The organism is Corynebacterium otitidis ATCC 51513, assembly GCF_000296405.1.
GTDB lineage: Bacteria > Actinomycetota > Actinomycetes > Mycobacteriales > Mycobacteriaceae > Corynebacterium > Corynebacterium otitidis.
In genome coordinates, this window is the sequence record NZ_JH815193.1 from 185276 (window position 1) to 199201 (window position 13926).

Consider the following 13926-nt stretch of genomic DNA (forward strand, 5'->3'; position numbering starts at 1 on the left):
GCCGGGCCCCGGCGCCCGCCGGCGCGGCGCGGGCCCGCTGCGCGGGGCGGGCCGGGCGGCGCCCGTGGGACCGGTTTAGCTTACAGGACGAGGAGGTCGCGATCGATGTTGGTGATGATCTCGGGGTCGCCCTCGGTGATGACGAGGGTGTCCTCGATGCGCACCCCGCCCTTGTTGGGGACGTAGACGCCCGGCTCGATGGTGAGCGTCATGTCGGGCTTGAGCACGCCCTTGCCCGTCGTCGAGGCGTACGGCGCCTCGTGGACCTCGAGGCCGACGCCGTGGCCGGTGGAGTGCACGAAGTACTCCCCCATGCCGGCGTCCTCGATGACCTCGCGGGCGGCGGCGTCCACGTCCGAGAGGCTCGTGCCCGCGGTCGCGGCGGCGATGCCCGCGGCCTGGGCGCGGTGCACGAGGTCGAAGATCTCCTTGGCGAACGAGTCAGTCTGCCCCATGACCACGGTGCGGGTCATGTCCGAGTTGAAGCCCGCGGCGGACGCCCCGAAGTCGAGGGTGACGATGTCGCCGGGCTTGATGATCCGGTCGCCCGCGGTGTGGTGCGGCAGCGCCGAGTTCGTGCCCGAGGCGACGATCGTGTCGAAGCTCGTGCGCTCCGCGCCGTTGCGGCGCATGTGCAGCTCGAGGTCCGCGGCGACGTCGCGCTCGGTGCGGCCCACGGCGAGCTCGCCGCTCTGGATGAGCGTGGTGAACGCGTCCGCGGCGATGCGCGCCACCCAGCGCAGCCGCTCGAGCTCGAGGGGGTCCTTGGTGATGCGGATGTCCTCGAGCGCGCCGCTGACCGGCACGAGCTCCACCCCGTCGCCGGCGGCCTCCTTGAAGGCCTCGAGCTCGCTCACGGAGACGTAGTCCGCCTCGAAGCCCACGCGCCTGGGCCCCTCCACGCGACTTAAGAGCGTCTCGCCGCACTGGCGGCCGATGACCGCCTCGATGTCGGGGACCTCCTGGGCGATCTGGGTGGCGTAGCGCCCGTCGGTCGCGATGCTCGCGCTTAGGTCCTTGTTGATGAGCAGCGCGCCGTTCGACCCGGAGAAGTTCGAGAAGTAGCGCACGTGGATGAGGTTGGTGACGAGCATCGCGTCGACCCGCTGGCCGGCGAGCTCCGCGGCGAGCTTCCTGCGGCGGGTGAGAAAGCGGGTGTCGGCTAGGACCATGTCTCCTCCTTAACACGAAGCCCCGGCGGGGGCGGCTGCGACGTTTCTTCGCCTTTGATTCAGCATAGGCGAGCGCGCCGCGCGGCGCGGCCGGCCCGCCGGGCGGATTGGGCGGTAGGCCCTGTTAGCGCCCGCCGGCGAGGAAGTCGACCGCGGCGAGGTAGCCGAAGCTCCCGAGCCCCGCGACGACGCCGAGCGCCCGATCGGAGAGGTAGCTGCGGTGCCTAAACGGCTCGCGGGCGTACACGTTGGAGATGTGCACCTCGACGAAGCCGGGGCCGTCGGCGACCTCGGCGAGCGCGTCGCGCAGCGCGATCGAGGTGTGCGTGTAGGCCCCGGCGTTGACGATCACCGCGTATCCCAGGTCCGCGGCCTCGTGGGCGTACTCGACGAGCTCGCCCTCCTTGTTGGACTGGCGAAACTCCACGGCAAGCCCGCGCTCCGCGGCCCGGCCGGCGATCTTGTTCTCGATGTCGGCGAGGGTCTCCGTGCCGTAGACGGCGGGCTCGCGCTTGCCGAGCCGGTCGAGGTTGGGGCCGTTGATGACGAGGATTCCTGCGGGGGTGGCGGGCACCGGGATCACTCCTTTAAATAACGTCTCTTGACCGTGAACAAGCCTCGTGACCGCGCGGGGCCGCCGCGGGCGGCGCGGCCGGCCCCGCGGGCCTGCGGTCGGTCTCTGCTCCGTGGACCCGAGGCTAGCGCGCGATCCGCGCGTAGGCGGCGCGCAGCGCCTCCTCGGGCGGCCCCTCGAGCCTGGTCGTGGAGCCTGCGCGCCCGTCGAGGGCGACGAAGCGGATGACGCCGTTGCGGTTCTTCTTGTCGCGCGCCATGCCGGCGAGCAGCTCGTCGAAGGCGCCGTCCTCGTAGGTGGTGGGCAGGCCGAGCAGCTTGAGGTCGCGCTCGTGGCGCTCGACGAGCGCGTCGTCGATGAGGCCGCACTCGCGCGCCAGGTGCGCCTCGAAGAGCATGCCGAGGCCCACGGCGTCGCCGTGGCGCCAGGCGAAGCGCTCGCGCAGCTCGACGGCGTGGCCGAAGGTGTGCCCGTAGTTGAGCGCCTCCCTGGGGCCGGCCTCTTTGAGGTCCTCGCCGACGACGCGCGCCTTGACCGCGACGGCGCGCTCGATGAGCTCGGGCAGCGCGCCCTCCGGGTCGAGCGCGGCATCGGGGTCGTCCTCGACGAGCTCGAGGATGCGGGTGTCCGAGATGAAGCCGGCCTTGAGGACCTCCGCGAAGCCGGCGACGAGCTCCGCTCGCGGCAGCCCGTCGAGGGCCGCAAGGTCCGCCACGACCGCGGCGGGCGGGTGGAACGCGCCGACCATGTTCTTGCCCGCCGGGGTGTTGATGCCGGTCTTCCCGCCGACCGCGGCGTCGACCATCGCGAGCAGCGTGGTGGGCACCTGCACGACGGGGACGCCGCGCATCCACGTCGCCGCGGCGAAGCCCGCGACGTCGGTGGCGGCCCCGCCGCCCACGCCGATCACGGCGTCGCCGCGCCCCAGGCCCGCCTCGGCGAGCCGGTCCCACAGGCCGACGAGCACGTCCGAGGTCTTGCCGGCCTCCGCGTCGGGGAGCTCCGCGATCGTGGCGACGATCCCGCGCCTGAACAGGTGCCCGCAAAGCCTATCGGCGAGGCCGCGCAGCGCCGGCTGGGCAACAACAAGGCAGCGCCCCGCGCCCAGCTCCGCGACGCGGGCGGCGGCGACGGGCAGCACCCCGCGCCCGATGGTCACCGGGTAGCCGGCCTCGCCCTCGACTGCCACCTCGCGGGGCAGCGCGGCCGCGACGCGGGCGGCGGCCTCCTCCGGGGTGGCCTCGTCGGTGGAGATGCGGAAGCTCGCGGCGCCCTCGTAGAAGCCGCGGCGCTCGCGCAGCAGGTTCTCGTAGTGCGCGAGCGGGTCCTCGGCCTGAAGGACGGGGCGGGAGTCGTCGCCGCTGGTGCGGCGCACCGCCTCTGCCGCGGAGACGTCGAGCCACGCGACCGGCAGGTCGGCGAGCAGCCGGCGGGTCGCCGTGCTGATGACCGCTCCCCCGCCGAGGCTCACGACCCCGCCGCTGGCGAGCGCGCGCGCCACGGCGCGCTCCTCGGCGCGGCGGAACTCCGGCTCCCCGAGCTCGGCGAAGACCTCCCCGCAGGGGCGGCCGTGCTCCTTTGCGATGAGCTCGTCGCTATCGACGAGCCCCACCCCGAGGCGCTCCGCGAGAAGCGCCGCCACGGTGGACTTGCCGGCCGCCGGCGGGCCGACGATGACGACCCGGGGGCTCACGACTCGGCCCCCTCGCCGCGCGCGAAGGCGAGGCGTCGCTCGACGCCCGAGCGGTAGTCGGCGACCGCGCGTGCGGTCTGCTCGACGCTGTCGCCGCCGAACTTCTCGAGCACGGCGCGCGCGAGGATGAGAGCGACCATCGCCTCGGCGACGACGCCGCCGGCGGGCACGGCGCACACGTCCGAGCGCTGGTGGATGGCCTTGGCGTCCGCGCCGGAGGACATGTCGATGGTCGACAGCGCCCGCGGCACGGTGGAGATGGGCTTGAAGCCGACGCGCACGACGAGGTCCTCACCGTTGGTCATGCCGCCCTCGAGGCCGCCGGCCCGGTTGGTGTCCCGGGCGACGTTCCCGCCTTCGCGGCGGATCTCGTCGTGGGCGGCGCTGCCGCGGCGGCGGGCCTCGAGGAAGCCGTCGCCGATCTCCACGGCCTTGACCGACTGGATACTCATGAGCGCCTGCGCGAGCTGCCCGTCGAGCCGGTCGGACCACGAGGTGTGCGCGCCGAGCCCGATGGGCAGGCCCGCGACCCGCACCTCGACGACGCCGCCAAGGGTGTCGCCGGCCTTCTTCGCGTCCTTGATGCGCGAGACCATGTCCTCCTCGGCGGACTCGTCGAAGGCGCGCACCGGGGAGGCGTCGATCGCCTCGAGATCCGAGAAACCCGGGGCGGGCCCGCGGTAGGGCTCGGACTCGCCGATGGACACGACGTGCGAGAAGACCTCCACGCCGAGGGTCTCTCGGAGGATGGCGCGCGCCACCGCGCCCGCGGCGACCCGCGCCGCGGTCTCCCGCGCCGAGGAGCGCTCGAGGACGGGGCGGGCCTCGTCGAAGCCGTACTTGACCATGCCCGCGAAGTCGGCGTGGCCGGGCCGGGGGCGGGCGAGCTTCGCGCCGCGGCCCGAGTCGAGGGCGGCGGCGACCTCCGGGTCGGACTCGTCGACCGGGTCGGGGCTCATGATGGTCTCCCACTTCGGCCACTCGGTGTTGCCGATGACGATGGCCAGCGGGCTGCCCAGGGTCTTGCCGAAGCGCACGCCGCTTAAGAGCGTCACGCGGTCCTTCTCGAAGGACATGCGCGCCCCGCGGCCGTAGCCGAGCCGCCGGCGGGCGAGGTGATGGGCGATGTCCCCGCTCGTGACGCTCACGCCCGCGGGCGCGTGCTCCACGAGGGCGACGAGCGCCTGGCCGTGCGACTCCCCGGCTGTCTTCCACTCAAGCATGACCCCAACTATCCCATACCCGAGGGTGAACCACGCAACAGGATCGCCATCCCGACCCGCGGGACGCACTCCGGACGGAAATGAAGCCTCGAGGCTAGACAACAGGTTTAATCAAGTTTTTGGTCTTTACTCGGCGCTCGCGGCCCAGCGGTCCTTGTCGCGCAGCAGCCAGGCCAGGGCGATCGCGGCGAAGACGACGATCCCGGTGCTGGGGATCGCGAGCTGCGGCACGAGCGGGATGAGCACGAACTGCATGACGAGCGCGCAGGCCACGGCGATGAGCGTGATGCGCAGGTTCCTCACCTGGACGATGAGCTGCACGACCACCGCGCCGAGCAGCGCGGAGAGGATGTACTCCTGCGAGAGAGCGATGACCTCCTCGGGGATGACGGTGAGCAGCCACATCCCCAGGCCCCCGACGAGCACGAGCAGGCTGGTGAGGTGCACGCACGCCGCCCCGGAGATCGCCATGACCGCGGTGAGGTCGGCCTGCCTGCTGCCCGGCTTGAGGCGCAGCGCCGACTGGGCGGTGACGACCGCGGGAATGAGCTTATTGGAAATATTTCCTATCATAAAAGTTTGATACATGGCTCCCGGGCCGACGATGGGGAAGTACGTCAGCGGCTCGATGAACCACAGCATCCCGAAGACCACGGCGACCGCGCCGAACGCGCCGATCACCGTGGCGAGGTCGACGTCGAAGCCGCCGAAGAAGACGAGCGCGGCGGGCCCGAGCAGGGAGAAGAACAGCCCGGCGGCCATGGTGATGGGGCCGATGATCCCGGTCTGGCGCTCGAAGCGGCTCATCGCCGCGCTCTGGGCGTCCGGGGCGATCGCGGGGGTGAAGGTCATGGTGAGGTGCTCCGTCCTGGGGGTGGGGCGACAGCGGCGGGGTGACCGCCTGAAGGGGTGAGGGGTCGGCGGCTCTTAGGCGAGGATTATGGCCTCGGCGGCGAAGGCGACGATCAGCGTGAGCAGGATGGCGATGCCGAGCGCCCACTCCCTGATCCACTCCCACTTGAAGCGCTCCGCGGCGATGAGGCAGGCGGCCATGATCGCCGCGGAGACGAGCACGAGCCCGAGGTGCAGCCCGCTGCGCGAGGCCTCCTTCGCGGTGAGGATGGAAAACGCCCCGAGCAGCGCGGCCGAGGGCACGATCGCCAGCGCCGCGGGGTTCTTCTGCGCGAACTTCTTCCCGCCGCGCCTGAGGATCGGGGTGAGGATGAGCGTGCACACCATCCACATCCCGCCCGAGAGCGTCATCGCCGCGAGCATGACGACGAACACCTCGGAGGTGTAGTCGGAGCCGCCGAGCTCGACGCCCATGGTCTCCGCGGCGATCGCCGCGGACCCGGTCTCCGTGCCGGCGGAGCCGATGAGCCCGATACGGAGCAGCACCGCCGGCACCCCGAAGAGCGCGAGCAGCGCAAACGCGATGAGCACGACCGCCAGCGAGCTCCCGATCGAGGCGACCGCCCCGGCCCTAAAGCCGCGGCGCAGGTCCTTCCGCGGCATGCCGATCCCGTCGGCGGCGCGCTGCGCGGCGCGCACGTAGAGGAAGGTCTGCACGAAGATCACCCCGAAGACCCCCACCACGGAGATCCACAGGATGGGCGAGTTTTGCACCGGCAGCGTCGCCGAGGCGTCCTCGGCCAGGGGCGTCATGGCTGTCCCCGATCGTTAGTAGGCCAACATATTGCGCATCACTATAGCGGCCGTGAGATCCCTATCTCATACCGGGTCGCGCGAGTGAGGAGCCGCCCGCTCCGGCACGCGGCGGCCGCCTATCTCCAGGCGCCGGCGGCGAGGTCGCCCGCGAGGACGAGCGCGGTGGCCGCGGCCATCGCGGGCCCGTGCGGCGCGCTGGTGGCGCGCGCGGCGGCGCAGTAGAGCAGCGTGAGGACGCTCGAGCCGGCGGCGGCAAGGAGAAGGCCCGCGGGCCCGGCGGTGGCGGCGAGCACGCCCAGCCCGAGGGCGAACTTCACGTCTCCCCCGCCGACCGCGCCCTCCGGGGCGAGGAGCCCGGCTACCAGGTAGAGCCCCGCCCAGGCGAGCCCGCCGAGCAGCAGCGCGGGACGCCCGCAGGTAAGAGCCCAGGCCGCGCACGCGGCGGCGCCGGGCAGGGTGAGGTAGTCGGGCAGGCGGCGGCTGCGCGCGTCCACGGCGGCCAGCGCCCCGCCCCACACCAGGCAGAAGGCGAGCGGCAAAAGCGCCCCGGGGCTCATGCCCCGGAAGGCTAGCCGAGCTGGGCCTTGAGCGCGCGCCACATCGCCTGGCGGGGCGCGGGGCGGCCGGTGAAGAGCTCGAACTGGGTGTAGGCCTGGTAGGCGAGCATGACGTGCCCGCCGACGGTGAAGCGGCCGTTCGACGCGGCGGCGACCGCGAGCCTCGTGGGCCACGGGTCGTAGACGACGTCGAGCACCGGGGCGTGGCCGAGCAGCCGGGACTGGTGCTCGTCGAGCGATCCCTTCGGCACGGTGGAGACGATCGCCCCCACCGAGTAGGCGAGCTCCTGGAGGTCCTCGCCGAAGCCGTGGAACTCGAGCGCCGCGTCGGTGCCGTCGATGAGCCCGGAGAGCTCCGCGGCGCGGTCGGAGCGGTTGAGCACGGCGATTTCGCGCACGCCGCGCGCCGCGAGCGCGACGATCGCGGGCCGCGCGGTGCCTCCCGCGCCGATGACGAGCGCGCACGACGGCGTGTCCTCGCCGAGCAGCTCGTTCAGGGCGCCGTCGACGCCGTCGACGTCGGTGTTGTCGGCTAGCCAGCCGCCGGGCACGCGCACGAGCGTGTTGGCCGCGCCGATGCGGCGGGCCCGCTCGGTGGCCTCGGTGGCGGTTTTCAGCGCGGCGAACTTCCCCGGCATCGTCACCGAGAAGCCCCGCACCTCCTCCGGGGCGGACTCGACGACCCCGGGCAGCGCCTCGGCGTCGCACTCGAGCCGGTCGTAGGACCAGCCCTCAAGCCCCAGCGCCTCGTAGCCGGCGTTGTGGAGCACCGGGGAGAGCGAGTGGCTAATGGGGCTGCCCAACACGAGGGCGCGCCCGGAGTCGGGACCCGCCATGGGAGCCCTACTCCTCGTCCTCGCCGGCGCCGGACTCCTCGCCGCCGGGCTCCGCGCGGTTGGTATCGAACACGCCGTTCTCCAGGGCCTCGATGACGTCCTGCTGGTGCTCCTCAAAGGTGTCGTTGAACACCGTCGTGCCGTCCTGGTCGATGGTGACGAAGAACAGCCAGTCGCCCTCGGCGGGGTTCTCCACCGCGGTGATCGCGTCGTCCGAGGCGGAGGCGATCGGGGTCTCCGGCAGGCCCTCCTTGGCGTAGGTGTTCCACGGCGTCTCGCGCTCGCGGTCCTCGTCGGTGGTGGCGACCTCCTGCTCCTCGAGGCCGTAGTTCACCGTCGAGTCGAACTCGAGGCGCATGCCCTCGTCGAGGCGGTTGAGGATGACGCGGGCGACCTTGTCGAACTCCCCGGCCGGCGCCTCGCGCTCGACGAGGGACGCCGCGGTGAGGAGCTCGTAGGGCTCGAGCCCCACGGCCTTCGAGCGGGAGACGACGTCGAGTTTCTCGAAGTGCCCTGCGGAGTTGCCGATGAGCTCGGCTAAGACCTCCTCGGCGTCCATCTTCGGGTCGATGATGTAGTCGCCCGGCACGATGAGCCCCTCGAGGCGCCGCTCGTCGCCCTTGTGGTCCTCGACGGCGTCGCGCGCCCACTCCGGCACCTTGAGGGCCTTCGGGTCGGCGTTGGCCGCGGCGTTCTCGAGGTCCTCGACGTCGAGGCAGTCGTCCTGGTTCTCCGCGCAGCTGAGCTCCGAGATCTGGGTGAAGATCCCGTTGCGGGTGTCCCCGCCGACGACCGTGACGTCCTTTAAGGTCGAGCCGCCCTGCACCTGGAGGAGGTCGACCTGGTTGTCGGGGTTCATGAGCGCCTCGACGGCGGCCTCGGCGCTCATCTCCTCCTCGAGCCGGTAGAAGCCCGGCATGAGGCTCGAGGCCCCGGGCGCGAGGTAGGCGGCCGACTCGAAGGCCTCCTCGGACTTCACGACGCCGAGCTCCACGAGGTGGGGGCCCAGCTCCGACATGGACTGGCCCTCCTCGACGCGGACGAGCTGCACCTGGCCGTTGCCGGTGCCCTCGTAGTCGTTGCTGCCGGCGGCGCGCACCCCGACGAAGACGACGAGCGCGACCGCAAGGACGATGACCGCGGCGACGACGGCGGTCCAGCGCTGCTGGCCGCGGGTGCGGCGCCGGGCAGGGGCCGGCCGCCCGCCCCGGGGCCGCTGCCCCCGTCTAGGGGCGGTCTGCCTCGAGCGTGCAGTCATGGTTTCTCAGCCTCACCCTTCCTCTTACGGGCACGCCTCGCGAGCTCGGCCGGGCCCACCCGGCCGGGCGCGCGACGCCGGTCCAGCTCCCGCCGGCGGGCGTCCAGCCAGCCCTGCAGGATCTCCACGGCGGCGGCCTGGTCGACGACGGCGCGGCCCCGGCGCTCGCTCACGCCGGAGGCGTGCAGCGCCTGGGTCGCCACGACGGTGGAGAGCCGCTCGTCGAAGAACCGCACCGGCGCCGAGACGCGCTCGGCGAGCCGGCCGGCGACGAGCTCGGCCTGCGCCACGCTCGCCGAGCCGCGGCCTTTCAGCGTCGTCGGGAGCCCGACGATCACCTCCACGGCGCGGTAGCCGGCGGCCAGCTCGGCGAGGCGGTCGATGTCCGCCCCGTCCGGCGCGCCGGCCTCGGTGTCGCGGGACACGGTCTCCACGGGGGTGGCGATGCTCGCCTCCCCGTCGGAGACCGCCACCCCGATGCGCACGGTGCCGACGTCGACGCCTAGGCGTCTGCCGGGACCCGGGTCCTTGGACCCCGGCGTATCGGCACGAACCGTCATAGACCTTTTACTTGTACTTTCCGTGTTTTTTGGACGTCGTCCACGCTCCCCCGCCCGGGCGCGGCCGCGGGCGGGGGGATGGCTATCGACAACTGTAGGCATCCGGGGCCGAAACGGCGAATTTTCGTGATCGTTTCGTTATTATTCGCCGCCCCCGCGCCCCGGGCCTAGCCGCGCAGCTCGTCGCGCAGCGCGGCGAAGCCCGCCTCGAGGCCGTCGATCTTCGCCCCGGAGCCCTGCGCCATGGCGGGCTTCCCGCCGCCGCGGCCGTCGATGTAGGACCCGACGAGCTTCACCAGATCGCCGGCCTTGTGCCCGCCGGAGACGGCCTCCTCGTTCGCCGCGACGATGAAGGGCACCTTGCCCTTCGCGGTGTCGCGGGCGGCGAGCGCGACGACCGCGGGGCCGTCGAGCCGGCCGAGCACGTCGGCGGCGAGGGTGCGCAGGTCGCCACCTGTGGTGTCGTCGCCGACGCGGCGGGCGACGAGCCTCGTGGCGCCGACGAGCTCCGCGGACTGGGCGATGTCCCCGCCCTGGGAGAGCAGGCGCTCGCGGCGCAGCCGCTCGACGAGCTTCTCCGCCTCGCGGAGCCGCTCGGCGAGCTGCGCGACGCGCCCGGGCACGTCCTCGCTGCTCGTCTTGAGCGCGGTGGACACCCCGGAGATGAGCGCCTGCTCCTTGCTTAAGAAGCGGAACGCGTCGAGCCCGGTGTAGGCCTCGATGCGCCTAGCGCCCGAGCCGACGGAGGACTCGCCGAGCACGGAGACCGGCCCGACCTGGGAGGAGTGCTCGACGTGGGTGCCGCCGCACAGCTCCATGGAGAAGGGCCCGCCGATCTCGACGACGCGCACCTGGTCGCCGTAGTTCTCGCCGAAGAGCGCGAGCGCGCCCATGGCCTTCGCCTCGTCGAGGGAGGTCTCGAAGGTGTTGACCTGCCAGTCGGTGTCGACCGCCTGGTTGGCGATGTCGGTGATCTCGCGGAGCTGGTCCTCGGTGAGCTGCTCGCCGTAGTTGAAGTCGAAGCGCAGGAAGCCCGGCCGGTTCATCGAGCCGGCCTGCACGGCGGTGGGGCCCAAGACCTGGCGGACCGCGGCGTGGACGAGGTGGGTCGCGGAGTGCGCCTGCCTGGCGCCGTGGCGCCACTGGCCGTCAACCTTCGCGTCGACGGCGTCGCCCACGGCGATCCCGCCGGAGGTGACCTCCGCCTTGTGGACCCACACCTTCTTGCCGACCTTCTGCACGTCGCGCACGTCGAGCGACGCCCCGGGGGTGGCGATGACGCCGCGGTCGCCGAGCTGGCCGCCGGACTCCGCGTAGAAGGGCGTGGCGTCGAGGATGACCTCGACCTCGGTGCCTGCGGGCGCCTCGCCGACGAGCTTCCCGTCGCGCACGAGCCCGATGACGTTACCGCCCGACTCGAGGCGGTCGTAGCCGAGGAACTCGGTGGGCTGGTTGTCGACGAACTCGCGGTAGACGCTTAAGTCCTCGTGGCCGTGCTTCTTCTTCTGGCTGTCGGCCTTCGCGCGGGCCTTCTGCTCGGCCATCGCGGAGTCGAAGCCGGCCATGTCGACCTCGAGGCCGGCCTCCTCGGCCATCTCTAGGGTGAGGTCGATGGGGAAGCCGTAGGTGTCGTGGAGCTCGAAGGCGCGCTCGCCGCTGACCTTCGAGGAGCCCGCGGCCTTCGCGGCCTGCGCGGTCTCCTCGAAGAGCCGCGTGCCGGAGCTCAGGGTCTTCAGGAACAGCTGCTCCTCGCGGGTCGCGACGGAGCGGATGCGCTCGCGGTTCTCGTCGATCTCCGGGAAGGAGGGCGCCATGGTGTCCATGACGGTGTCGATGAACGCCTCCATCGTCGGGCCCGTCGCGCCGAGCAGCCTCGCGGAGCGCACGATGCGGCGCAGCAGGCGGCGCAGGATGTAGCCGCGGCCCTCGTTGCCGGGGGTGACGCCGTCGAGGATGATCATCATCGCGGTGCGCGAGTGGTCGGCGATGACGCGGAAGCGGATGTTGTCCGCCTCGCTGGTGTCCTCGCCCTCGTAGGTGGCGCCGGTCTTGTCCTCGGCGACGTCGATGACGGGGCGCAGCAGGTCGGTCTCGTAGACGTTGTCGACGCCCTGGAGGATGCAGGCGACGCGCTCGACGCCCATGCCGGTGTCGATGTTCTTCTTCGGCAGGTCGCCGATGATCTCGAAGTCGTCCTTGCCGATGCCCGCGCCGCGCTCCTTGCCCATGAAGACGAGGTTCCAGATCTCCATGTAGCGGGTGTCGTCGACCGCGGGGCCGCCCTCCTTGCCGTGCTCGGGGCCCCGGTCGTAGTAGATCTCCGAGCAGGGCCCGCAGGGCCCCGGCACGCCCATCGACCAGTAGTTGTCCTCCATCCCGAGGCGCTGGATCCGCTCCGCCGGCACGCCCACCTCGTCGCGCCAGATCTCCTCGGCCTCGTCGTCGTGCTCGAAGACGGTGACCCACAGGCGATCCGGGTCGAGCCCGTAGCCGCCCTTGTCGAGCGGGTCGGTGAGCAGCGACCAGGCGTGCTTGATGGCGCCGCGCTTGAAGTACTGCCCGAAGGAGAAATTTCCGGCCATCTGGAAGAACGTGTTGTGACGGGTGGTAATACCCACCTCGTCGATGTCGAGGGTGCGCACGCACTTCTGGATCGACGTCGCGGTGCCCGACTCGAACGGCGGGTTCTGCTGGCCTAAGAAGTAGGGCTTGAAGGGCACCATCCCGGCGTTGACGAACAGGAGGTTCGGGTCGTCGAGGACGAGCGAGGCGCTCGGCACGTTCGTGTGGCCGGCGTCGACGAAGTGCTTGGTGAAACGCTCCCTGATCTCGTGGGTCTTCACGGGGGACACATCCTTACCATCTGCCGCGAGGGCGTCGAGGTCGTTGTACTTGTCAGGTCTAAAAAATATCAAGGCGGGGCCGGCTCGCCGGCGCGGGCACGCGCTAGGAGAGCTTACCCGGCCCCGCGGCTCGTCCCGCCCGGCGGGCGGGCCGCCCTAGCGGGCCCGGCCGCGCACGATGCGCCGCAGCGCGGCGAGCATCTTGGCCGTGGCCTTCTCCCGGCCGTGCTCGCCGGGGCGGTAGTAGTCGCGCCCCACCAGCCCGTCGGGTGGGTACTGCTGGGCGAGCACGCCGCGCGGGTCGTCGTGCGGGTAGCGGTAGCCCACCGCGTTGCCCTGGCGTTTCGCGCCGGCGTAGTGCCCGTCGCGCAGGTGCGCCGGCACCGGCTCCGCCGCCCCGGAGCGCACGTCGCTAAGGGCCTCGTCGATCGCGGTGATCACCGAGTTCGACTTCGGGGCGGTCGCGATGTGGATGGTGGCCTGCGCGAGCGCGAGCCGACCCTCGGGCATCCCGATAAACGCGACGGCGTGCGCCGCGGCGACCGCGACCCGAAGTGCCTCCGGGTCGGCCATGCCGACGTCCTCGCTGGCGTGGATGACGAGCCTTCGGGCGATGAAGCGCGGGTCCTCGCCGGCGTCGATCATGCGGGCGAGGTAGTGCAGCGCGGCGTCCGGGTCGGAGCCGCGCATCGACTTGATAAACGCGCTGGTGATGTCGTAGTGCTGGTCGCCGTCGCGGTCGTAGCGCGCCACCGCACGGTCGATATTCGCCGAGACCGTCTCCGAGGTGACGACCTCGCCGTCGCCCACCGCGGAGGCCGCCGCCTCGAGGTAGGTCAGGGCGCGCCGGGCGTCCCCGCCGGCGAGGCGCACGAGGTCGGCCCTCGCCTCGTCGTCGAGCCGCACCCGGCCGGCCAGCCCCCGCTCGTCGTTAACGGCCCGGTCGATGAGCGCGGCGATGTCGTCCTCGCCGAGCGGCTTGAGCTCGAGGAGCAGGGAGCGCGAAAGCAGCGGCGCCACGACGGAGAACGACGGGTTCTCGGTGGTCGCGGCGACGAGCAGCACGGTCTGGTCCTCGACCGCGGCGAGCAGCGCGTCCTGCTGCGTCTTGGAAAAGCGGTGCACCTCGTCGATGAAGAGCACGGTGCGGGTGCCCTGGGTGAGGCGGCGCCTGGCGTCGGCGATGACCTCGCGGACCTGCTTAACGCCGGCGCTGAGCGCGGAGAGCCCGACAAACCGCGAGCCCGCCGCGGAACTGATGAGCGAGGCGATCGTCGTCTTTCCGGTGCCGGGCGGGCCGTGGAGGATGACTGAGGACTGCCCGGAGCCCTCCACGAGGCGGCGCAGCGGGCGGCCCTCGGCGAGCAGGTGCTCCTGGCCGAGCACCTCGTCGAGGCTGCGGGGCCGCATCCGCGCCGCGAGCGGCGCGCCCGGGTCGACCCGCGGGCCCGGGTTGTCCTGCGGCTCACCGGCGGAGTCGCCGAAGAGCGCGTCCTGCATCGCTTCGCCCTCCCGCTTCGTTGAACTCGTGTGCCTGCCGGT

At 72.1% G+C, this 13926-nt stretch carries 12 protein-coding genes; all 12 read right to left on the bottom strand.

The window, feature by feature from the left end; genetic code table 11:
• Positions 1-80: 80 nt before the first annotated feature.
• The gene (locus tag HMPREF9719_RS03755; RefSeq protein ID WP_004600639.1) at positions 81-1172 is read right to left on the bottom strand and encodes a M24 family metallopeptidase; all 1092 of its coding nucleotides are present in this window, start codon (positions 1170-1172) and stop codon (positions 81-83) included.
• A gap of 124 nt (positions 1173-1296) precedes the next feature.
• Positions 1297-1746, bottom strand: coding sequence for a type II 3-dehydroquinate dehydratase (gene aroQ, locus HMPREF9719_RS03760; RefSeq protein ID WP_004600640.1), 450 nt, complete (start codon positions 1744-1746; stop codon positions 1297-1299).
• A gap of 124 nt (positions 1747-1870) precedes the next feature.
• Positions 1871-3439, bottom strand: coding sequence for a 3-dehydroquinate synthase (gene aroB / locus HMPREF9719_RS03765; protein ID WP_004600641.1), 1569 nt, complete (start codon positions 3437-3439; stop codon positions 1871-1873).
• Positions 3436-4662 (bottom strand): chorismate synthase, encoded by a 1227-nt coding sequence (gene aroC, locus HMPREF9719_RS03770; RefSeq protein WP_004600642.1) that lies wholly within the window; start codon positions 4660-4662, stop codon positions 3436-3438. The genes aroB and aroC overlap by 4 nt, the downstream gene beginning before the upstream one ends.
• 126 nt (positions 4663-4788) lie before the next feature.
• Positions 4789-5514: a hypothetical protein gene (locus tag HMPREF9719_RS03775; protein WP_004600643.1), complete on the bottom strand. Its 726-nt coding sequence runs from the start codon at positions 5512-5514 to the stop codon at positions 4789-4791.
• 75 nt (positions 5515-5589) lie between these two features.
• On the bottom strand, positions 5590-6327 hold the full coding sequence (locus HMPREF9719_RS03780; protein WP_004600644.1) for a DUF5058 family protein: 738 nt from the start codon (positions 6325-6327) through the stop codon (positions 5590-5592).
• A gap of 119 nt (positions 6328-6446) precedes the next feature.
• Positions 6447-6887 carry a prepilin peptidase gene (locus HMPREF9719_RS03785; protein ID WP_004600645.1) on the bottom strand — a complete coding sequence of 147 codons (441 nt, stop codon included), beginning with the start codon at positions 6885-6887 and terminating at the stop codon, positions 6447-6449.
• An 11-nt stretch (positions 6888-6898) separates the two neighbouring features.
• On the bottom strand, positions 6899-7723 hold the full coding sequence (locus tag HMPREF9719_RS03790) for a shikimate dehydrogenase (protein WP_004600646.1): 825 nt from the start codon (positions 7721-7723) through the stop codon (positions 6899-6901).
• 7 nt (positions 7724-7730) lie between these two features.
• Positions 7731-8981 carry an endolytic transglycosylase MltG gene (mltG, locus tag HMPREF9719_RS03795; protein ID WP_004600647.1) on the bottom strand — a complete coding sequence of 417 codons (1251 nt, stop codon included), beginning with the start codon at positions 8979-8981 and terminating at the stop codon, positions 7731-7733.
• Positions 8978-9541 (bottom strand): Holliday junction resolvase RuvX, encoded by a 564-nt coding sequence (gene ruvX, locus HMPREF9719_RS03800; RefSeq protein ID WP_004600648.1) that lies wholly within the window; start codon positions 9539-9541, stop codon positions 8978-8980. The genes mltG and ruvX overlap by 4 nt, the downstream gene beginning before the upstream one ends.
• Positions 9542-9708: 167 nt before the next feature.
• A complete protein-coding gene (gene alaS, locus HMPREF9719_RS03805) occupies positions 9709-12384 on the bottom strand; it encodes an alanine--tRNA ligase (protein ID WP_004600649.1) in 2676 nt (891 codons plus the stop codon).
• Between the two features lie 156 nt (positions 12385-12540).
• On the bottom strand, positions 12541-13884 hold the full coding sequence (locus tag HMPREF9719_RS03810) for a replication-associated recombination protein A (RefSeq protein WP_004600650.1): 1344 nt from the start codon (positions 13882-13884) through the stop codon (positions 12541-12543).
• Positions 13885-13926: the final 42 nt, after the last annotated feature.